The organism is Solibacillus sp. R5-41, assembly GCF_002736105.1.
GTDB lineage: Bacteria > Bacillota > Bacilli > Bacillales_A > Planococcaceae > Solibacillus.
In genome coordinates, this window is sequence record NZ_CP024123.1 from 3,143,933 (window position 1) to 3,165,436 (window position 21,504).

Annotated in this window: 23 protein-coding genes, 1 tRNA gene and 1 riboswitch; of the genes, 1 reads left to right on the top strand and 23 read right to left on the bottom strand. The window is 38.0% G+C overall.

Going from position 1 to position 21,504, the window contains the following annotated elements:
- Window positions 1-596 precede the first annotated feature (596 nt).
- The 19 genes from CSE16_RS21465 to CSE16_RS15610 form a co-directional block, all read right to left on the bottom strand.
- A complete protein-coding gene (locus tag CSE16_RS21465; RefSeq protein WP_157764844.1) occupies window positions 597-758 on the bottom strand; it encodes a hypothetical protein in 162 nt (53 codons plus the stop codon).
- Window positions 755-1,198, bottom strand: coding sequence for a phage holin family protein (locus tag CSE16_RS15525; protein ID WP_099424749.1), 444 nt, complete (start codon window positions 1,196-1,198; stop codon window positions 755-757). The genes CSE16_RS21465 and CSE16_RS15525 overlap by 4 nt, the downstream gene beginning before the upstream one ends.
- A 773-nt stretch (window positions 1,199-1,971) precedes the next feature.
- Window positions 1,972-2,679, bottom strand: coding sequence for a response regulator transcription factor (locus tag CSE16_RS15530; protein ID WP_099424750.1), 708 nt, complete (start codon window positions 2,677-2,679; stop codon window positions 1,972-1,974).
- Window positions 2,680-2,712: 33 nt separating this feature from the next.
- Entirely contained in the window at window positions 2,713-3,366 is a 654-nt protein-coding gene (phoU, locus tag CSE16_RS15535) for a phosphate signaling complex protein PhoU (RefSeq protein ID WP_099424751.1), read from the bottom strand.
- Between the two features lie 15 nt (window positions 3,367-3,381).
- Window positions 3,382-4,185, bottom strand: coding sequence for a phosphate ABC transporter ATP-binding protein PstB (gene pstB / locus CSE16_RS15540; protein WP_099425858.1), 804 nt, complete (start codon window positions 4,183-4,185; stop codon window positions 3,382-3,384).
- Between the two features lie 24 nt (window positions 4,186-4,209).
- Window positions 4,210-5,034: a phosphate ABC transporter permease PstA gene (pstA, locus tag CSE16_RS15545; RefSeq protein ID WP_099424752.1), complete on the bottom strand. Its 825-nt coding sequence runs from the start codon at window positions 5,032-5,034 to the stop codon at window positions 4,210-4,212.
- A 1-nt stretch (window position 5,035) separates the two neighbouring features.
- Window positions 5,036-5,950 carry a phosphate ABC transporter permease subunit PstC gene (gene pstC, locus CSE16_RS15550; RefSeq protein ID WP_099424753.1) on the bottom strand — a complete coding sequence of 305 codons (915 nt, stop codon included), beginning with the start codon at window positions 5,948-5,950 and terminating at the stop codon, window positions 5,036-5,038.
- A gap of 20 nt (window positions 5,951-5,970) precedes the next feature.
- Window positions 5,971-6,801, bottom strand: a complete 831-nt coding sequence (locus CSE16_RS15555) for a phosphate ABC transporter substrate-binding protein (RefSeq protein ID WP_099424754.1) — start codon at window positions 6,799-6,801, stop codon at window positions 5,971-5,973.
- A 1,375-nt stretch (window positions 6,802-8,176) separates the two neighbouring features.
- Window positions 8,177-8,250 (bottom strand) — tRNA-Arg (locus CSE16_RS15560).
- Between the two features lie 166 nt (window positions 8,251-8,416).
- Window positions 8,417-8,932, bottom strand: coding sequence for a metallophosphoesterase (locus tag CSE16_RS15565; protein WP_099424755.1), 516 nt, complete (start codon window positions 8,930-8,932; stop codon window positions 8,417-8,419).
- A 40-nt stretch (window positions 8,933-8,972) separates the two neighbouring features.
- Window positions 8,973-9,566 (bottom strand): XTP/dITP diphosphatase, encoded by a 594-nt coding sequence (locus CSE16_RS15570; protein ID WP_099424756.1) that lies wholly within the window; start codon window positions 9,564-9,566, stop codon window positions 8,973-8,975.
- Complete coding sequence (gene rph, locus CSE16_RS15575; RefSeq protein WP_099424757.1) at window positions 9,563-10,318, bottom strand: ribonuclease PH; 756 nt, start codon at window positions 10,316-10,318, stop codon at window positions 9,563-9,565. Before rph ends, CSE16_RS15570 begins: the two co-directional genes overlap by 4 nt.
- A gap of 147 nt (window positions 10,319-10,465) precedes the next feature.
- Window positions 10,466-11,260 (bottom strand): glutamate racemase, encoded by a 795-nt coding sequence (racE, locus tag CSE16_RS15580; protein ID WP_099424758.1) that lies wholly within the window; start codon window positions 11,258-11,260, stop codon window positions 10,466-10,468.
- Between the two features lie 16 nt (window positions 11,261-11,276).
- The gene (locus CSE16_RS15585) at window positions 11,277-11,720 is read right to left on the bottom strand and encodes a MarR family winged helix-turn-helix transcriptional regulator (RefSeq protein ID WP_099424759.1); all 444 of its coding nucleotides are present in this window, start codon (window positions 11,718-11,720) and stop codon (window positions 11,277-11,279) included.
- A 73-nt stretch (window positions 11,721-11,793) separates the two neighbouring features.
- Entirely contained in the window at window positions 11,794-12,015 is a 222-nt protein-coding gene (locus CSE16_RS15590; RefSeq protein ID WP_057989864.1) for a helix-turn-helix domain-containing protein, read from the bottom strand.
- A 69-nt stretch (window positions 12,016-12,084) separates the two neighbouring features.
- Complete coding sequence (locus CSE16_RS15595) at window positions 12,085-12,528, bottom strand: acyl-CoA thioesterase (protein WP_099424760.1); 444 nt, start codon at window positions 12,526-12,528, stop codon at window positions 12,085-12,087.
- A gap of 323 nt (window positions 12,529-12,851) precedes the next feature.
- Complete coding sequence (sdhB, locus tag CSE16_RS15600; RefSeq protein ID WP_099424761.1) at window positions 12,852-13,628, bottom strand: succinate dehydrogenase iron-sulfur subunit; 777 nt, start codon at window positions 13,626-13,628, stop codon at window positions 12,852-12,854.
- 14 nt (window positions 13,629-13,642) lie between these two features.
- Entirely contained in the window at window positions 13,643-15,388 is a 1,746-nt protein-coding gene (gene sdhA, locus CSE16_RS15605; RefSeq protein ID WP_099424762.1) for a succinate dehydrogenase flavoprotein subunit, read from the bottom strand.
- Between the two features lie 98 nt (window positions 15,389-15,486).
- Window positions 15,487-16,101, bottom strand: coding sequence for a succinate dehydrogenase cytochrome b558 subunit (locus CSE16_RS15610; protein WP_099424763.1), 615 nt, complete (start codon window positions 16,099-16,101; stop codon window positions 15,487-15,489).
- Between the two features lie 271 nt (window positions 16,102-16,372).
- Between CSE16_RS15610 and CSE16_RS15615 the strand changes: the two genes are divergently transcribed.
- Entirely contained in the window at window positions 16,373-16,792 is a 420-nt protein-coding gene (locus CSE16_RS15615) for a YslB family protein (protein WP_099424764.1), read from the top strand.
- Window positions 16,793-16,865: 73 nt separating this feature from the next.
- On the opposite strand, the gene CSE16_RS15620 is transcribed toward CSE16_RS15615, so the two are convergent.
- From CSE16_RS15620 to CSE16_RS15635, 4 genes are all read right to left on the bottom strand, one after another.
- Window positions 16,866-17,360 (bottom strand): ACT domain-containing protein, encoded by a 495-nt coding sequence (locus tag CSE16_RS15620; protein ID WP_099424765.1) that lies wholly within the window; start codon window positions 17,358-17,360, stop codon window positions 16,866-16,868.
- A 123-nt stretch (window positions 17,361-17,483) separates the two neighbouring features.
- Window positions 17,484-17,661, bottom strand: a riboswitch (Lysine riboswitch).
- A 29-nt stretch (window positions 17,662-17,690) separates the two neighbouring features.
- Window positions 17,691-19,484 carry an excinuclease ABC subunit UvrC gene (uvrC, locus tag CSE16_RS15625; protein ID WP_099424766.1) on the bottom strand — a complete coding sequence of 598 codons (1,794 nt, stop codon included), beginning with the start codon at window positions 19,482-19,484 and terminating at the stop codon, window positions 17,691-17,693.
- Window positions 19,485-20,039: 555 nt separating this feature from the next.
- Window positions 20,040-20,354: a thioredoxin gene (gene trxA / locus CSE16_RS15630; protein WP_099424767.1), complete on the bottom strand. Its 315-nt coding sequence runs from the start codon at window positions 20,352-20,354 to the stop codon at window positions 20,040-20,042.
- Between the two features lie 157 nt (window positions 20,355-20,511).
- Window positions 20,512-21,489, bottom strand: a complete 978-nt coding sequence (locus tag CSE16_RS15635; protein ID WP_099424768.1) for an electron transfer flavoprotein subunit alpha/FixB family protein — start codon at window positions 21,487-21,489, stop codon at window positions 20,512-20,514.
- Between the last annotated feature and the right edge of the window lie 15 nt (window positions 21,490-21,504).

Sequence of the window (21,504 nt, forward strand, 5' to 3'; positions counted from 1 at the left end):
GTATATGGAAAATACGTGGAGATTGTTCCCAACCATCCGAATCAAAAAAGAAAATAAAAAAGACTTTTAATTACCCAGTGAAGTTGACAGTTTCTAAAAATTCTAAGCAGCCATCTGGGATCAATATTCAATCGTTATCAGGTAGTAGAGTCATTTTTGGAAGCGTTGGTAATTTTAAAAGTAAATTTATTCTTCCACCGCTTGTATGACAGATTCAGCTGAGTTGTCTGCCCAAAAAACGGCATCGGGTGCAAAAACAATTCAGTTAATTAAATACAATTCAACACCGATTTTATTATCTAAAGTGTTGATTAACTCCGCCACCTGCAGGAGGTCGAATTGCCTTTGCTTCAGCTAATACCCAACCTGTACCATTATTAGCAGGCGATCGTTTAGTAATGGTGTTTTATGTTTCGGCACCCTCAGTAGATCCTTTGGTAATTAATAGGCGTGCAATTGCAGATATTAATATAATGTATAAAGATTATCCCTTTCCTCTAGCCAGTTTTAAAACGGTATTGGACGTTCCCTTTTATTATTTCTTCTATATAAAAGGTTTTATTCAACTTTCTTTCCCAACGTTCAACAGCATTGTTTTAAGCACCTACAAATACAGCTCTTAATGTACTTGCAACAGTTAATGTACCTCCTTTGATATCCATAGCAATTTTAAATAGTACAATCTTTACTTTAATTAAGTCAGGTGCAGCTGGTAATAGCTCACCCAAGTCACGACTTGTATTTGTAACGCTTGTCATTTATCCTCACCGTCTTTCGATTTATTTTCACCTTCTTTTGGTTTATAATCATTATCATTTTGTAATTGTGTAAATGCATTCTGCAAAAAACGAGGAACTTTAATTCCTAAATGCCCAAGGTTCTCTATCATACTAAGCCCTTCCATTCCGATTAGAAATAGAATCATAGCATTACGCATGAAATCACCACTATCTGTAGCGTTGTCCAATTGCACCGCTGCTACGACCATTAATATCATTGCTGTCTTTTTCAAAAGCCTCTTAAAAGCTCTGCGTGAATCTACATCTTGAATTAACCAAGCGACCATATGGGCTATTGTAAAATCGATTGCCATCAAAATACCGAGTGCCTTTACCAATTCATCTACACCACCAAATAAATATGCAATCCACGCTGTAATACCACCAATAAACGACGTCCACAATGTGTTTGTTTCCATACCATCTCCCACCTTTCTTTTATAATAAAAGCCCTCCACAGATGATTGTAGAAGGCATAAAAATTTCTTGGTTCTTTAATACTTTGATTTAATTTACTCTCTTTGAGCACTTGAATTAGTTTTTAAAGCTAATGTGTAATTTCACTTGGAAAAGTCCTTGAGCATTCTGTAAAACACTTCTAACCGAAGATACTAAGGTGCAAAAATAATACCCGAAATGTAATTTATCATTTTCTTGTTCTTACTCTTTCATATGTTCAACAAAGAAATAAGCTTCATCAAACCCATAGTCCATTAGTCCTTTTAATTTTATATTTTCGCAACCCCTCCATTCCACCTACTTTATCTTTTTAACTTCGACAAAAAGAAGGAGATTTCCTCTTAATTTAGATGTAAAAAATTTCGTCCTCTAATATTGTGTTTTCCGCCTAAACTCATCGCTGATTTATTCGAGCTCCTGCTAAATCTTCTGAATGCCTTTAGATCGATTATTTCCAAACGTAGCCTCGATGCTAAAGCCACTCATTTCATATATTCCTATTACGTCCTTCTTGCGAGCGTCCATCGTAAAACCCTTGTTTACGTCTTATTTTTTTTCAACTTGTACACTTTTTGTAATTTTCAAATACATTTTATATGTTATTCAATGCTTTTTTCGAAAATAAATTGCACTAAGTAAAGGGACGGGCTTCGTACGCATTTTATTTATCGTAGTGACCATCGTTCAAATTCCAAAAAAGGTATCAATTATTGCCTAAACTAAAAGCCTCCCACTAATAGTAAGAGACTTCTTTTGAATCAATATGAAAATAATAGCCTATTCCGTTTTTCGTCTTAATCCATTTTGGAGCACTTGGCTGCTTCTCAATTTTTTCACGCAATCGTCGAATGATAACATCAACTGTACGTCGATCACCTTTTGAAGATTCTAGCACCACTATAATTTGTTCGCGCGTCTGAACATCGCCTGGTCTTTGCAATAAATGCAACAGTACCTTGAACTCTCGTTGTGTTAGTGGTATCTCTAAATTATTTTTATAAACTTTAAAAGCAACTAAATCAATATGGAATGGTCCGATTGAAAACTTCGACACATATTCTTTGTATCTTCGTTTATTTTCAAAGCGTTTCATATGCATACGCATACGTGTTAGAAGTTCACGAAAACCAAATGGCTTTGTTAAGTAATCTGTCGCACCTAACTCTAAGGCAAGAACAATATCTAGTTCTTCCGTTCTCCCGCTAATCATAATAATCGGAAAATCATGTTGATATCGTACTTGTCTACATACTTCAATACCTTCCATCTTCGGTAACATCCAATCAAGAAGCATACAATCTGGTAAACAACGTTCCACAACTCGCAACGCCTCTACCCCATCATGCACGCACTCTACTTCATAGCCTTCTTTTTTCAAGCGTACTTGAATCAAGTCGGCCATATGACGATCATCTTCTACGACTAATATTCTTTTTTTCATAAATTAGTCCTCTTTCACGTATCAAAGATTCCATTAATTTAAATCAAATAATTGCCCTTTTATGAAGTAAGCCGTTGACTCTGCCATATTCGTAATATGATCTGCTGTACGTTCGACGTAACGATTAATAAACAGTAGCTGTACAATTTCTTCTGCCTGCTCTGGATGCTGTTGAATCAAATTGATTAACGCTTTATAGTTTTGATGATTTTTTTCATCAACACGATCATCTAATTCGCCTACTTCTTTCGCTAGTACAAAATCCTCTTCCACAAAGGATTTCAGTGCCTTTTTCAGCATATCCATCGAAATAACTTTCATTTGTACTAACGATGTTAGTGGAAGTAATGAGTCCGTCTTGCCAATTTTAATAGTTGATTTTGATATATTTACCGCGAAATCTGCAATACGCTCAATATCTGCAGACATCTTAATCATGCTTAGTATGCGACGTAAATCACGTGCAACTGGCTGTTCTTTTGCCATCAGCCAAGTTGCCATTTGATTCATTTCATTTTCAAGTGCATCAATGTACACATCTTCCTCAAAAACCGCCAAAGCAATTGTCATATCTTGCGTTTCGAGTGCGGTGAAGGCTTTTTCCATCGCTGCCACTGTCGCCTCTACCATCTCACCCATTTTATTTTGAAGCTCAAGCATATTTTTTTCGAAGCTTTCACGAATCATTTCTATTTCCCCTTCTTAGCCGAAACGACCTGTTATATAATCTTCTGTTCGTTGATCTTTTGGTGTTGAGAAAATCACATTTGTATCATCGTACTCTACAACTTCTCCATTTAAGAAGAAAGCTGTCTTATCACTAATGCGCGCAGCCTGTTGCATGTTGTGCGTTACAATGACGATTGTATAGTCTTTTTTCATTTGCGTAATCAGTTCTTCTACTTTTAATGTTGAAATTGGATCTAGTGCGCTCGTTGGTTCGTCCATTAAAATAACATCTGGCTTCATTGCAATGGCACGTGCAATACAAATACGCTGTTGCTGACCGCCTGAAAGACCTAATGCTGATGTTTTTAAACGGTCCTTTACCTCATCCCAAATCGCCGCGCCTCGTAAAGATTCTTCTACTAAAGCATCTAGCACTTTACGATTTTTAATTCCTTGCATACGTGGACCATAGGCTACATTGTCATAAATACTCATCGGGAACAGGTTCGATTTTTGGAATACCATCCCTACTTTTGTACGTAATTTTATAACATCATTTGAAGTGTAAATATCCTCACCATCAATATTAATGTTACCGATAACACGCACACCGTCAATTAAATCATTCATACGATTTAACGTACGTAAAAAAGTCGATTTACCACATCCCGAAGGACCGATTAAAGCCGTTACTTCTTTCTCCTTAATATCTAATGAGACATTAAATAATGCTTGCTTTTCCCCGTAGTATAAATTTATATCATTGACAAGAATTTTAGATTGCGCTGATACAGTAGAAACTTGTTGTTCGTTCACTGCTGCTACCTCGGTTACCATCATTACCATGTCCATTCTCCTTTGTTAATAATCTGCTTTATTGAACTTCTTCGAAATATATGTTGCCGATAAGTTAAGTGCTAAAATAATGAAAATCAATACGATTCCTATTGCTGCTGCTAAACCAATATCCCCTGATTCCTGTGTTACTAAGTACGAGTGTACCGTTAATGTACGAGCCGACGAGAAAATACTATCTGGCATCGCGGCTACTGTACCTGCTGTTAAGAAAATCGCTGCCGACTCCCCTACAATTCGACCAATTGATAAAATAATACCTGCTAAAATACCAGGCATTGCGCTCGGTAAAATGACTTTATACAGTGTTTGAAGCTTTGTAGTTCCTAGTGCTAACGAGCCCTCACGATATGATGCTGGTACCGTTTTTAGCGCTTCTTCTGTCGTACGAATAATAACCGGTAAAACGATAATTGTTAAAGTTAATGAAGCAGCTATGATTGACATACCTAACTTCAAAATCGCTACGAAGAATACGGCACCGAATAGACCATAAATAATTGATGGAATACCTGTTAAGCTTTCCGTTGCATAACGGATGATGCGGACTAAGCGACCTTGCTTCGCATACTCCTGTAAGTAAACCGCTGCTAAAATACCAATTGGTGTTGCAATAACTAATGAAATGATAATTGTGTATAACGTTGTGACAATCATTGGGAAAATCCCGCCGCCACCTATTGGTGAATAGTCACCAAAAATAAAATCAAAGCTAATGTATGAAAATCCTTTGTAGAATAAATATCCAACAATCGTTAATAAAATCGCTACTGATACAAACGCTGAGCCCCAAAGCATTGCGCGTAGTAGATTATCTTTTGCTTGGCGCATCTTAGTGACCACCTTTCGCTGTTAATCGAGCTAATACTAAGTTTATAATTAAGATGAATGAGAATAATACGATACCTGTCGCAAATAACATTTCCTGATGTGTACCAGCTGCATAACCCATTTCAAGTGCAATATTTGTAGTCAATGGACGTATACTGTCTGTCAGGCTTGTTGGAATAATTAAGGAGTTACCTGCAACTAAAATAACTGCCATTGTCTCACCTAATGCACGACCAAGGCCTAAAACAATCGCAGCCATAATACCTGATTTTGCAGCTGGTACCACAACTTTAAAGATTGTCCCAATTTCAGAAACCCCTAGTGCTAATGAACCTTCACGATATGATTTTGGTACCGCACGAATTGCTGTTTCTGCTACTGTTACAATTGTCGGAAGCATCATAATCGCTAATACTAAAATAACTGCGATTAAGCTTTGCCCACGAGCAAGCCCTAAATTGTCTTGTAAAAATGGTACGATAATCGCTAAACCAAATACCCCATACAAAACAGATGGAATACCTGCTAATAATTGAATTGCTGGTGACACAATTTTCGCCACGCGCTTCGGTGCAATCTCAGCTAAAAAAATCGCTGTAAATAAACCAACCGGAACCCCGATTACTAAAGCACCAATTGTCGCATAAATCGATGCGACAATCATCGGGAAAATCCCGAATTTATCTTCACTTGGCACCCATTCTGATCCGAAGATAAAGCTTAGGAAGCTATAATCGCCTGTTACGAATGGGTTAGCCCCTTTATAAAAAACAAATCCTACGATAAGTAATAAACTAATTACTGATAGCAATGCACAGGCTAAGAAAATTTTCGATGATAATTTTTCAAAAAAGTACTTTCGTGCATTTCCTTTACTAATCTGTTGTTCTACTTCTTTTGTATGGTGTGTTGCCACTTTTTCGTCCTCCACGACTATTATTTCGTTAACGGAATTGCACCAGCTGATTCAACAATCTTTTGCCCTTCAGGCGTTAAAATAAACTCCATAAATTGCTTTGCTGACTCCGGTACATCTTCTTTATGCACAAATAAAAATGGTCGAGATAGTTCATATTGTCCTGCTAACACATTTTCAGCCGTTGCTTGTACTCCATTGATATCCATTGTCGAAACTGATTCATCAACATATTCAAAGGAAATGAATCCGATTGCATGCTTGTTCATTGCAACTGTCGTTTTAATATTCCCGTTACCACTTGCTACAATCGCATTCTTAATAAGTTGACCTGATTCATAGCCGACGATTTCTTGGAACGCATCGCGTGATCCTGAACCGTCCTCACGTGAAACAACAACAATTTCCATGTCCTTGCCACCAACCTCTTTCCAGTTCGTAACCTCACCTGTGAAAATTTGCTTCACCTGCTCCATCGTTAAATTTTTTACAGGATTAGAAGGATGTGTTACAACAACAATCCCATCATAAGCAATAATCAGTTCTTGTAAATTACTGTCCTTCTCTTCTTGCTTTAAGTCACGTGATGCCATCCCGATTTGAGAAACACCGCTGATTGCATTTGTAATACCTGCCGAAGAACCTATTTGGTTTACTTCAATTTTCACATCGTTTTCTTCTTCATATTTCATAGCTAGCTTCTCTGCAAGAGGTCCTACTGATGTTGAACCTGAAATCGTTACTAGCGAGCCACCCGTTTGCGTATCTGCTGTATCTTCTTCATTACTACAAGCTACAAGCATAGTTAATAGTACTGTAAAACAAACAAAGTAAAATGATTTTTTCCACATGTTTGATTAATCCCCCAAGTAGTTTCTTCGTTACCTTAACAATAAAGAATTAAAATTAACCCCATATATAAAGAATGTAAACCTTATGTAAATTTCATAAATCAGCCGTTGATAGACTGTAAAATATAATAATAATTCACTTTATTTTCTGACAAATATATCTGTAACTAAATAAAATTTACGTTTATGCATTTGTTTAACTAATAAACTCCTAATTTATTTTTACTTCAATCCGTTCGAGTCGTTCGTTTTTTTGACTACTAATAGCAGTGAAATGAATTATTCTTTTACTTCCTTACATTACATTTCTTTCATCATACTTCTGCTACAAATTTGTCTAAAATTTGCCGATGTGCAGTTAGATTTCTTTATATTGGAAATATATCTTCTTTAAACTAACTCATTCTTATTACTTTTCTAAAATAAATTTACATAGCGTTTACAAAAGGGGTGATATTGGCGAAAATGGTGCGATGTTTATTGCTCGTACACGCGTGAAATCATTTTCGGATTCAAGAAGTTTCACTTGCATCAAAAGCCACGCTAAATTTAATTATTTATCGGATTTTTTCTAAGTGAGGGCTTTAATAGGTAACATTAGCCTTATATCGAATAAAAAAATTCGATTACGTTTCTTTCAACGTAATCGAATTTTTTTAGTATGAATAAACCAATATCACAAAATTTATTATTTATTAATATCAATTCCACTTTTAATATTCCTATCACATTAATAACTTATATCACAGTTCCCACAATGCTATTTTTGGACGTTCTTTAATTGTCTAATCATGGTTTTCGATGCGCGCTACTATATTATCAAATGATTTTATCGTATGATCAATTACTGCTTAATCCTTATTAAATGTCACATAAGGATCGCCATCTTGTTCGCATAGCCAATACTACAATTGGAAACTCTAATCCTCTCTAATCCCTTTAATTGATGGATTGTTAAAAAAGATACACAACCGCTTAGTGCATACTCAGAATCACCTTGGAAACAGGGCATTGATTTTGTTAATCCCCGGAATTTGGTGATGAATTGAAAATAACGAGAAAATCATACTAATGCCGATTTTTTTTCTTCTCGAGTATCTGATAACTTTTCAATAAATTTTTGGCTGTTTTTTTTGCTTTTACTCGAATTGTTTATCTTGATTAATGTACTACCATCACCATTTCTAAAAAATTCGGTGAGTTCGATTCGAAACAGACAAATAGCATCTTCAAGGCACTTGCTTATTTAGAAACTTTTCATTTACTCCTTTTCTAACGGATTCTCAGAAAAAGAAAAAGCGCCTCAAACCCTTGATATTAAAGGATTTAAAGCGCTTTTCAGTTGGTTCAAACTTATTCTATCCGAACCTGATTACGTCCCAGGAGGGATTCGAACCCCCGACCGACGCCTTAGAAGGGCGTTGCTCTATCCAGCTGAGCTACTGAGACATGTTTTTCATCACCGTTTTGGTAATTAAGACATTTTTTATTATAGGCTACAAATACTAGAAAGTCAACACGTAATTAAATATAAATTATTATTTGTACAAACTTATTCCAAAGAGAACCCAATATTATAGATTCTCTTTAGTATATGTTCAAAACTTCTCAAACATTAATAATCCATCGTGGGTCTTTCAAAAACCATTTGCTCCAACAAATTATTATGATCCTCATAGCAATCAACGATATAATGCGTTTCCGAAATCGTAATCGTCATGAACGTTTTTTCTTTTAGGCGGCGTGGTTTTAAAAGGCTGCCTGGATTCACAAACAGAGTACCGTCAATCAATTCCGCGCCTAACACGTGGGAATGACCGAAGCAAACGATTGTCGCTCCAACTTCCTTTGCGCGGTATGCGAGTCTCATCGGTGAATTTTTCACATCAAACAAATGTCCATGTGTCACATAAATGCGCTCGTCTGCCACTTGAAATAAAAGCTCATCCAAAAAGTTCGGATCTGCATCACAATTGCCTTTTACCCGCTCTACACCTTGTAAATTAGGATGAGTAAATGGTAACTCACTATCTCCGCAATGAATGACCTTCTGTGCATCCGTGTGATAGCTTCTTACCCGTTCAATTACCTCTGCATCTCCATGTGTATCACTCATTACGACTAGTTTCATTACCATCACTCCTATCCATTATGCCTTGGCAGAATGGGTGTTATTTTAATATTTCGGCTAATTTAAAGGCTAATTCACGAATAGCGTTGCCGCGGTGTGAAATGGCACCCTTTTCATCTGCTGATAGCTCAGCCATATGGCGTTGCAATGCCGGTACGTAGAAAATTGGATCATAGCCAAAGCCATTGGTTCCGCGCTTTTCCTCTGCAATGACCCCTTCGCATGTGCCAAACACCGTTTTTGTTTCCATGTTTGGACCGGCAATAGCTAGAGCACAGCAAAAACGAGCTGTACGCGCTTCTTCTGGGACATCCTTCATGTTTGCTAACACTTTCACCATGTTTGCCTCATCGTCATGATCGCCAGCATAGCGTGCTGAATAGACGCCTGGTTCGCCGTTTAAAGCATCAATTGCTAAGCCGCTATCATCTGCAATGACGATTTTTCCGAGTAAATTGGCCAATGTTTCTGCCTTTAAAATTGCATTATCTTCAAATGTAGTACCTGTTTCTTCTATTTCTAAATCAGGGGCAACATCAAACATTGTTACGACTTCATATCCAAATGGTTGAAATAATGCTTCAAAATCCTTTGCTTTGCCTTTGTTTTTCGTTGCAATGACTACTTGTTTCATTCAGCATCCACCTTTCCTACATAGCCTGCTAGCTCACCTAGTGCTGCTTTTTGAATATCGATTAATCGGGCAATTCCTACTTCCCCTAAATCTAATAATTCATTTAACTCTGCACGTGAAAATGTCGCTTCTTCGCCAGTACCTTGCAGTTCTACAAATTGACCTGCACCTGTCATAATCACATTCATGTCCACATCCGCAGAAGAATCTTCAATATAATTTAAATCGAGTACAGCACCTATGTCTGAAAGCTTACCTACACTTGTCGCTGCTAAATAATCTGTTACTGGGAATTTTGCAAATGGCTTATCCGCAGCTAATTTTGCTATTGCTTGTGTCATCGCAACAAATGCTCCTGTAATGGATGCTGTACGCGTGCCGCCATCAGCTTGAATGACATCACAATCAATCCAAATCGTTTTTTCTCCAAGTGCCTCTAAATCGACAACCGCACGTAAAGCACGACCGATTAGGCGCTGAATTTCCATTGTACGCCCTGTTACTTTTCCTGCTGATGATTCACGGCGTGTACGTTGCTCTGTAGCACGTGGAAGCATTGAATACTCCGCAGTAATCCAACCCTTGCCTTGTCCACGTAAAAAGCCTGGTACTTTCTCTTCAATCGTTGCCGTACAAATTACTTTTGTATTACCTACTGCAATTAATACAGAGCCTTCCGGATGCATTAAATAATTATTTTCAATTTGAACTGGACGTAATTCATTCACAGCTCGTAAGTCATGTCTAGTCATTGTTGACCTCCTAAATAGATTCGCGCACTTATTTTAACATATTTTTTTTAACGCCTAAAGGAAAATTACCTTCCCGTAAAACACCATGCAAAAAAACTCAAATAGACTTTCATCTATCTGAGCCTTTCGCAAATTTTTTATTTCGTATTAAAATGAAATACGTCGAATCGTTAATTCACCTTGATCCAGCCAACGTTCAGCGATGGATCTGAAAATCGGTACTGAGCCCGATGCATGGAAAATATGTTTCGGTGATTCTTTGTCTGTACGCAACTGATTGGTATAGCTTAAAATCGCTTCAACATCCTTTGCCGTTTCTTCAGCAGAGGATAATACATTTACCCCCGTACCTACCGCAGCTTCGATTTGCTTTTGTAAAATCGGATAATGTGTACAGCCTAAAATAACCGTATCAAAACGTTCATTTGCTATTGGATTTAAACCATTTGCTACTAAATCATATGAAAACTGCCCTTCATATTCACCACTTTCAACAAGCGGAACAAACGTAGGGCATGCAAGAGAAATAACCTTCGCCTTTGTCGCAAGGGAATTTAACGCATCCTCATAGGCTCCACTTTTTATCGTACCCTCTGTTGCTAATACGACAATTTCATTGCGTTTTGTCTTTTTTACTGCGGCCCTTGCCCCTGCATTTATGACACCTAAAACCGGAAATGGCATATGTTTTTGTAAACTTTCCAACGCTACTGCTGTCGCTGTATTGCAAGCAATAACAAGCAGTTTAACATTCATTTTTTCAAGTGCCTTTGCCATTTGCCAAGTAAAATTTCTTACTTCTTGTTTCGAACGTGGCCCGTATGGACAACGTGCTGTATCGCCAATATAATAAATTGTTTCGTTCGGCAAAAGCTCCATTATCGCTTTTGCAACTGTTAACCCGCCAACTCCAGAATCGATTACACCAATTGGGGCATTCACTACTACCGCCTCTATCCTATTTCATTAATAAATGTAACTTTTGTAAGTTATTTGATAATTGTTTAAATTCCGCTTCATCAAATTCACCCATAATATCATGTAAATAATTTTGTCGTTTCAATATTACCTCTTCAATAATGCGTTCTCCTTCTGGTAAAAGGTGAATACGTACAACTCGGCGATCTTTTTCGTCACGTACACGCTGCACTAACTCATTCTTTTCCATACGATCAACTAAATCCGTTGTCGTGCTAAACGCTAAATACATCTTTGTCGACAAATCTCCAATCGTCATATCACCTGACTCATGTAACCATTGAAGCGCAACAAACTGTGGAGGTGTAATTGTATAATTACTTAAAATTTCACGACCTTTTTGCTTAATTAAGTGTGAAATATATCTTAATTCTTTTTCTAGGATTGCTACAGATTCAGAACTATGTTTGTTTTGGTCTGTCATCTAGTCCATTCACTCCCCAATACTTTTCATAATTCTATTTTGAAGTTTTTTGCGTAAAATAGCAAGTATCCACTTAGTTTATAGATAATTCTTGCAATCGTAGTAATTCGATTAATGCTTGCGTTCTACTGGAGACTCCAAGTTTTTGAATGGTATTTGAAATATGATTACGAACAGTTTTTTCGCTAATGCCAAGTTTATTTGAAATATCTCGTGTCGAATAGTCTTTGATTAATAGCTCAAAAATTTCTCGTTCTCGCTTTGTTAACAGCGAACGATGCTGCGAACTAGTCATTTTGCAACACCCTCCTATCCTCTTCTTTGTAAAGTATGTCAACACTACAAAGCAGGTGAGGGCATTTAACTATTTCCCCAGTAATATTTTTTTCTGCTCTTCTAAAATCGGAGACCCTTTACCCGTTTCGCAATTTAGCTGCACTAACGTACCTCGTCCTGTATAACAAATTTCATCCTTGGTATTTTTCACTAAATAATGTAAATCCATAGATGACGTGCCAATCGAGGCTGTTTTCACAAAAACAGTCAGCACTTGATCGAAAAATGCCTCTTTCAAGTAATCACATTGTATGTCTGCTACGACAAGCATGTTCTTACTCCCTGCCTCTGGATTAAAGTGAAACCCTAACGCTTTTAAATATTCGATTCGAGCATATTCAAAATAAGTAAGCACCTTTGTATTGTTCACATGACCATACATATCTGTTTCCGAAAACCGAACCTGCACTTCCGTCGAAAAATTAAACCCTGCAACCCATTCTTGTACATCCTGAATATATGTAGCACGCATCCTAATTCCTCCCTTTTCGAAAAAGTTCCCCTTTTAATCAATTACGCCTCGGCTAACTCTTGTCCAGATTTTTTTTCGAGCAAGCTCAAAAAAACTGTGACATCCACCGGAGCCTTTGAACCAACACGATGTTGGTCACTCAGGCGTTGCCGCACGACGCGGTTTTATTAGCCTGAGTTCCCCTATTCAGTGGGGGTTCACCCCAACTGAATCATGTTAAATGAATACGTATTCATTATATCATATTTTCATTTTTAGAACCTCGTGGAATTTCTTAACCATCCAAAAAGACCCCCACAGATGTGAGGGCCCTAAATATATTATTAGTCAACCATGTGGTCAGAACCGAAGAAGTTCTTGAACATTTGAACTGTTGTCGCACGGTTAAGTGAAGCGATTGAAGTTGTTAAAGGAATCCCTTTTGGACAAGCCGCTACACAGTTTTGTGAGTTACCACAGTTTGCAAGACCACCGTCGCCCATAATTGCAGCTAAACGCTCATCTTTGTTCATTGCACCAGTTGGGTGAGTGTTGAATAAGCGTACTTGTGATAATGGGGCTGGTCCCATAAACGAAGCTGATTCAGACACGTTTGGACATGCTTCCATACATACACCACAAGTCATACATTTAGATAATTCATAAGCCCATTGACGTTTACGCTCAGGCATACGTGGACCTTCACCTAAATCGTAAGTACCGTCGATTGGAACCCATGCTTTTACTTTCTTAAGTGCATTGAACATACGGCTACGATCAACCTGTAAGTCACGTACTACTGGGAAAGTTTTCATTGGCTCTAAGCGAATTGGTTGAGTAAGTTTGTCAACTAATGCTGAACATGATTGTTGCGGACGGCCATTGATGACCATTGAACAAGCACCACAAACTTCCTCTAAACAACTCATATCCCAAGAAACTGGAGTCGTTTTTTGACCCTCTTTCGTTACAGGATATTTTTGAATATACATTAATGCAGAGATTACGTTCATACCAGGACGGTAAGGAACCTCAAATTTTTCAACGCGTGTACTGCCATTCTCCGTATCTTGACGAAGAATTTCAAACTGAACTGTTTTTCCAGTATTTACTGTTTCCATTTTTAGTTCCCCCCTTATGCCGAGTAGTCACGTTTACGTGGTGGAATTAACGAAACGTCGACTTCTCCGTAAGTAATAATTGGTTCACCAGTAGCTGGATCGAACTTCGCCATAGTCGTTTTTAAGAATTTCTCATCATCACGTTCTGGGAAATCTGGTTTGTAGTGAGCACCACGAGATTCATCACGTAATAATGCACCCTTTGTCATTACTTTAGCTAGGTATAACATATTTTTTAACTGACGCGTAAAGTGAGCACCTTGGTTCGACCATTTTTGTGTGTCGTTAATGTTGATTTTTTCCCAACGCTCTTGTAACTCAGTTAATTTTTCATATGTTTTTTCTAGACGGTCATTATGACGTACTACTGTCATATTGTCAGTCATCCATTCACCAAGCTCTTTGTGTAGTAAGTAAGCGTTTTCTGTGCCATCCATGTTAAGGATTGCTTCCCATTTCGCTTTTTCTTCCTCTTCACGAGCAGTGAAAATATCTTCTGGTAAGTCTTCAGCGTGCTTTTTAAGCGTTTTTGTGTATGCTACTGCGTTTGGACCAGCAACCATACCGCCATAAATAGCTGATAATAATGAGTTCGCTCCTAAGCGGTTCGCTCCATGTTGTGAGTAATCACATTCACCTGCAGCAAATAAGCCTGGAATTTCAGTCATTTGGTCATAGTCAACCCATAATCCACCCATTGAATAGTGAACTGCCGGGAAAATTTTCATTGGTAATTTACGTGGGTCATCCCCTACGAACTTTTCGTAGATTTCGATAATTCCACCTAATTTGATGTCTAATTCATGTGGATCTTTATGAGAAAGGTCTAGGTATACCATGTTTTCGCCGTTAATACCAAGTTTTTGGTTAACACATACGTCGAAGATTTCGCGTGTTGCGATATCACGTGGTACTAGGTTACCGTAAGCTGGGTATTTTTCTTCTAAGAAGTACCAAGGTTTACCATCTTTGTAAGTCCATACACGTCCACCTTCACCACGAGCAGATTCTGACATTAGACGGTTTTTGTCGTCCCCAGGAATCGCTGTTGGGTGAATTTGAATCATTTCACCATTTGAATAAGTAGCACCTTGTTGGTAAACAATTGATGCTGCAGAACCCGTATTAATTACTGAGTTCGTTGTTTTACCGAAGATAATACCAGGACCACCTGTCGCCATAATTACAGCGTCAGAACGGAATGATTTAATTTCTTCAGTTCTTAAATCTTGTGCTACGATACCGCGGCATACACCTTCGTCATCAAGCACTGCACCAAGGAATTCCCAGTGCTCATATTTAGTAACTAAACCAGCTACTTCGTGAGAACGAACTTGCTCGTCTAGTGCGTATAATAATTGTTGACCCGTTGTAGCACCCGAGAATGCTGTACGGTGCATTAATGTACCACCGAAGCGACGGAAGTCTAATAAACCTTCTGGCGTACGGTTGAACATTACACCCATACGGTCCATTAAGTGGATAATACCAGGGGCTGCATCACACATACCCTTAACTGGTGGTTGGTTCGCTAAGAAATCCCCACCGTAAACTGTATCGTCAAAGTGGATCCATGGAGAATCCCCTTCACCTTTTGTATTAACTGCTCCGTTAATTCCGCCTTGCGCACATACAGAGTGTGAACGTTTAACAGGAACTAACGAGAATAATTCAACTGCTGTACCAACTTCAGCTGCTTTAATCGTAGCCATTAAGCCAGCAAGACCGCCGCCAACGACGATGACTTTACTTTTCGCCATGATTATTTCTCACTCCTCATAATAATTGCTAATTACTCTTACTCACAATTCATTCATCATCAATTTCTTACTTTGTATCAGTGTTCTAGTAAGAAAAATTAAACGAACGCCAAGATTGCCGCAACACCCATAATACTTAAAATTACAAATACTAATAATGTAATATAAGTTGCGATTTGTTGTGACTTTTTAGATTGTGTAATACCCCAGCTAACTAGGAATGACCATAGGCCGTTCGCTAAGTGGAAAGTTGCAGATAAGATACCTACGATGTAGAATCCTAACATGAATGGATTCGCCACGATTTCAGCAATCATATCAAAGTTAACTTCTTCACCAAACGCTTTTTGAACACGAGTTTGGAAAATATGCCATGCAATGAAGATTACAAGGAAAATTCCCGTAAAGCGTTGTAATGCGAACATCCAGTTACGGAATGTGCCGAAGCGTTTCACGTTGTTTGTAGCAGTAAATGCAATATACACACCGTAGAATGCGTGGAACATAAGCGGAATATAGATAATAATCCATTCCATTGCTAACAATAATGAATGTGGAACTAATTCCATCATACCTGTAGCATTATTGTAATTTTCTTCACCGCCCACAGCAGTGAAGTTCAAAGATAAGTGGAACGCCAAGAACAATCCTACTGGAATTACACCTAATAACGAATGTAAGCGGCGCCATAAAAATTCACGATCTTTCGACAAAACTGTTACCCCCCTTAGTACTTGAAATCCGCATCAACAAAGTCACTAATTTGTAAATGTTGTTTATTGACTGCGCATCTCATCATGGTACAATATTATGACATGTCCATTGTACTCTTCACAGATACTAGCGTCAAGGTAACACCGCATATTTCATGCCGTTTTTAAAGACACTTTTACGCTGTTTAGAGTCGCTATTATTCTACTTATAGTTCACTTTTCTAGATTACGGTTTATATTATAAGAAAATTTATGAAAGAGGTTTTTTTCTATGGAAGGGCACAAAATGAAAACGATTCCAACTTTTGGTTACGAAATCGTTCGCGATCATTTACTTACGTCAATTTTAGGAAAACATGAGGCAGATGTCCTTTATTGGGGTGGTAAAGAAGTCGCTCGTCAATTCCCATTGTTTTCAATGGAAGAAGCATCTTCTTTTTTCATAGAAGCGGGTTGGGGACAACTCGCTATAGAGAAGGAATTGAAGGATGAGGCGCATTACATACTCACGACTGAAGACCCTGCATCATTAAACATCGAGCAGCGCTGTTTTCGATTAGAGGCTGGGTTTCTAGCAGAGCAAAAACAAAAAAATATTGGTCATTTAACGGAATGTTACGAGGAAAAAAACGTGAAGCACAATTGTGTTAAATTCATATTAAAATGGGATTTAAAAGAACCAATCCGCTAATTACTTTTCCTTCGAAGAAACTTCAAGCAATGAAATCTAGCTTGAAGTTTTTTCACTTCAATTCACCAGCGATTTAGATGGACATTTTCTGCTGAACGAACATAAACTCATCATGCAATACATTGGCGGCTTGCATCATCGCATCTTGCGGCACGATGACCGACACTTTCACTTCAGATGCACTTAGCATCTTAATGGGAATATGTTCCTTCCCTAACCGCGCAAACACCCGTGCTGCTACTCCTGGACTAAAATTCATGCCCGCTCCGATTATTGATATTTTCGCTAAACCTATTTCGAAATCAGCAAAACGAAAACCTAAAGATGCTTTACTCGCTTCTAATATTCGTAAACTTTCAGCAAATTTTTCCTTAGCAATCGTAAACGAAACGGTTGGTTTGACACCATCCATTACAGACTGCACGATCATGTCCACATTAATATTATTTTCCGCTAAAACACTAAATACTTCTGCAAGTGATGCAGTTTCATAAAAATCATAGCCAATCGTTAATCGAATTACATCCGCTTCATAAGCTACCCCGCACACCATTAAATTATTTTTCATTTTTAGTAACCCCTTTATATTAGCACTCAAAAATAAGATTCGGACCTATTAATCCACGAAAAAAAGCGACCTTCCATGTTCATGGAAAGTCGCCGTCAAGACAAATAATAAAGTTAATTGTTCTTTTTGGATAGCTCTCCAGAACATGCGCTCTGACAATTTTACATTTCTTAAATGCAAAACCAGCAATTTGTGCGAACAATACACAATTCACTTCGGCAGTCTCCCCTTTCGAATGCATTCAACGGAATTGTCCTTCCTCATGCATCGTACTTTTGAACACTGCGCCTCTATCGATTGAAATTATTAAATTAGTCTCACTCTAGCATACTACGACTCGTTTTTCAATGACTGCTCTTGAAAATAGTGATGAATTGTTTCAGCTAGCTTTTTGGGTATGCCCGCTTCAATAAGCTGTAAAACAGTGGCTTCACGTATTCTTTTCACCGACCCAAAATGCTTCATCAGCTGTTGTTTACGCTTCGGACCAATTCCTTCTATGCCGTCTAATATCGAAACTATGGTATTCGCTTGCCGTTGCTGTCTTAAAAACGTAATCGCAAAACGGTGTACCTCGTCTTGAATGCGCTGCAATAAATAAAATGCATCACTCGTTCTCATTAATGGAATTTGCTCCACTGGGTCACCGAACAATAATTGAGACGTATTATGCTTCTCATCCTTCGCTAATCCAGCAATCGGAATATAAAGACCTAACTCATCTTCTATTACTTCACGCGCAACTTCCATATGTCCCTTCCCACCATCAATAACGATTAAATCAGGCAACGGTAAATTTTCTCGTAATACACGTGTGTAACGACGTCGAATGACTTCTTGCATTGCGCCATAATCATCATGTTTCGCCGCTTCCCTCGTTTTATATTTACGGTACTCTTTTTTTAGCGGCTTTCCGTCCACAAAAACAACCATCGCTGAAACGGGGTCCGCACCGTGCATATGACTGTTATCAAATGCTTCAATGCGCATCGGAATAGGAATATTCATTGCTTCACCTAGCGCCTCACACGCACCAATCGTTCGTTCCTCTTGACGCTCAATTAGTTGGAATTTTTCATGGATCGCAATATCTGCATTTTTCGAAGCTAAGTCAACCAATTCCTTTTTTGAACCTTTTTTAGGGATAACAATTTTAACATTCAAAAGCTTTTCTAATAAAACGCCATCCACTTGTGTAGGAATGAAAATTTCCTTTGGAAGCATATGGTTCGGTTCATCATAAAAACGCCCAACAAATGTTAAAAATTCCTCTTCAGGTTCATTGTAAATCGGAAAAATGGATACATCTCGTTCGATTAACTTTCCTTGTCGAACAAAAAACACTTGCACACACATCCAGCCCTTTTCCACGGCATAACCGAATACATCGCGATTACTTAAATCACCCGTCACAATTTTTTGCTTTTGCATAATCTTTTCAATATGAGCAATTAAATCTCGATATTCCTTAGCTCTTTCAAATTCTAATTTTTCAGCAGCATCGAGCATTTTTTGTTCTAAATCTTGCTTTACTTCTTCATAGCCACCATTTAAAAACTTCGCAATTTCATCAATCATTTCACTATATACATTGTTGTCAATTTCTTTCACACATGGTGCTAAACATTGACCTAAATGATAGTAAAGGCACACTTGCTTTGGAATTTTCGCGCATTTTCTTAATGGATACAAGCGATCTAATAATTTTCTCGTCTCATTTGCTGCAAATGAATTCGGATAAGGACCGAAATATTTGGCCTTATCCTTTTTGATCTTGCGTGTCGTTAAAATGCGCGGATATTTTTCATTTGTAATTTTTATATACGGATAGGTTTTATCATCTGTTAGTTTAATATTATATTTCGGATCATGAAGCTTTATTAAATTTAGTTCTAAAATTAATGCTTCTAAGTCGCTTGAAGTCACGATATATTCGAGGTCCACAATTTCACTTACTAGACGGGCAGTCTTCCCATCATGGCTACTTGTAAAATACGAACGTACCCGATTTTTTAATGATTTTGCCTTACCAACATAAATTATCGTCCCTTGGTGATCTTTCATCAAATAACAACCTGGATCACTCGGCAAAATTTCTAATTTCGCCTTAATATTTGCATTCATTCCATCACCTTAAATTTCCGTCGTTTCCCCTTAGTTTACCCTATGTTCAAGTGATTTTAAAAGGCAAGAATCGAAGCTTTATTCGTTTCCACATATGAAAAACAAAAGATTCTATCTCTTTGATATAAGTTTTCTATTAGGGATCCTTATAAAGTGTGCGCTTATTTGGCTGGCTAAGCACATGAGTCACACAGCTTTGTTTCCACAAATCTGTACGACTCATCTCTGTGCTTTGTGTAAGGCCAGCCTTTTTAACGTTTATCCTACTGGAGCTTTCTGAATTTCTTGCGCCGCTACCGTGGGAGGCGGCGTCATCCTAAGTAGATTTTTATCCCAATAGGAAAAAATCCATCGTATTTGCATGAAAATCCACTTGTTTCTAGATCCACCTCGAAACAAGTTAGTTGGAGCATTGCCCGCAGTAAGGGTCCTTACCGAAATGGAAATTAACTCCTCCTTTTTTGGTGAACTTATTAAGATGGATTCTTTTGTTCAATTTTTACAGACTAAAAAAAGTCGTATACCCGCTAGTGGCATACGACTTTTTGAAATGGATTATTTGTTGTCGTTAATGAAATCGATTAACGCTTCTTTTGGCATGAAGCCAGCAGTTTTTGCTTTTAACTCGCCATCAACGAATAATAATAATGATGGAATAGACATGATTTGATATTCAGCTGCTGTTCCTTGGTTATTATCAACATCCACCTTCACGATTTTCACATCGTTACCAATTTCTGCGTCAAGCTCTTCAAGAACTGGAGCGATCATTTTACATGGACCACACCATGCAGCCCAAAAGTCTACTAAAACGACACCATTTGAAATTTCTTGCCCAAAAGTTTGATCTGTACCGTGTACAATTGCCATAATTAAATAGCCTCCTTATCTAACATATATTTGTAGTATAGCATGATTTCCCAATTAGAAAAAAATAATATGCTCGGGGAGGTATATTTTCTTCAAAAATCCCTTGAACATGGAAAAATAACAGCTTCCTCATCGAAAGGTGAGGAAGCTGTCATTATTATGCTCCTACTTTTAACGCTTTAAACTCTTCAATAAGCATTGGAATAACTTCGAATAAATCGCCAACAATTCCATAGTCTGCAATTTTAAAAATATTTGCTTCTGGATCCTTATTAATTGCTACGATTACTTTCGAGTTCGACATTCCTGCAACATGCTGGATTGCACCCGAAATACCCGCTGCGATATAAAGGTCTGGTGTTACGACTTTACCCGTTTGACCAATTTGTAATGAGTAATCACAGTAGTCCGCGTCACATGCACCACGTGATGCACCAACTGCACCACCTAGTAATTTAGCAAGATCATACAATGGACCAAAGCCATCTTCAGACTTCACACCACGACCACCTGCTACAACTACTTTTGCCTCAGATAAATCGACCCCTTCAGTTGATTTACGAACAACTTCTTTAATAATTGTACGTAAATTTGTAATGTCTACCGATAAAGCCGATACATCACCTGCGCGACCTGCTTCTTTTGCAAGCGGCGTGATGTTATTTGGACGAATTGTAGCAAATATAATGCCGTCTTTTACCTTTACTTTTTCGAACGCTTTACCAGAATAGATTGGACGAATGAAAACAACATCCTCTCCAGCGCCTTGAATTTCTGTGACATCTGATACTAAACCAGCTTTTAAGCGAGACGCAATTTTAGGAGATAAATCTTTCCCTAAAGATGTATGACCGAATACAATTGCATCTGGTTTTTCTTGCTCAACTACCGCTAAAACAGCTTGGCTAAACCCATCCGAAGTATATGTTTTTAAATGTGGATGTTCCACCGTTACGACACGATTTGCTCCAAACTCAATTAATTCAGATGCTACCCCAGCAACTGCATCTCCTACTAAAAGACCCACTACCTCGCCACCATTAGCGATTTGTGCACCTGCAGCTATTGCCTCAAATGAAACGTTACGTAAGCTTCCTTCACGAACTTCACCTAACACCAATACTTTCTTTGACATGCATATCCCTCCATT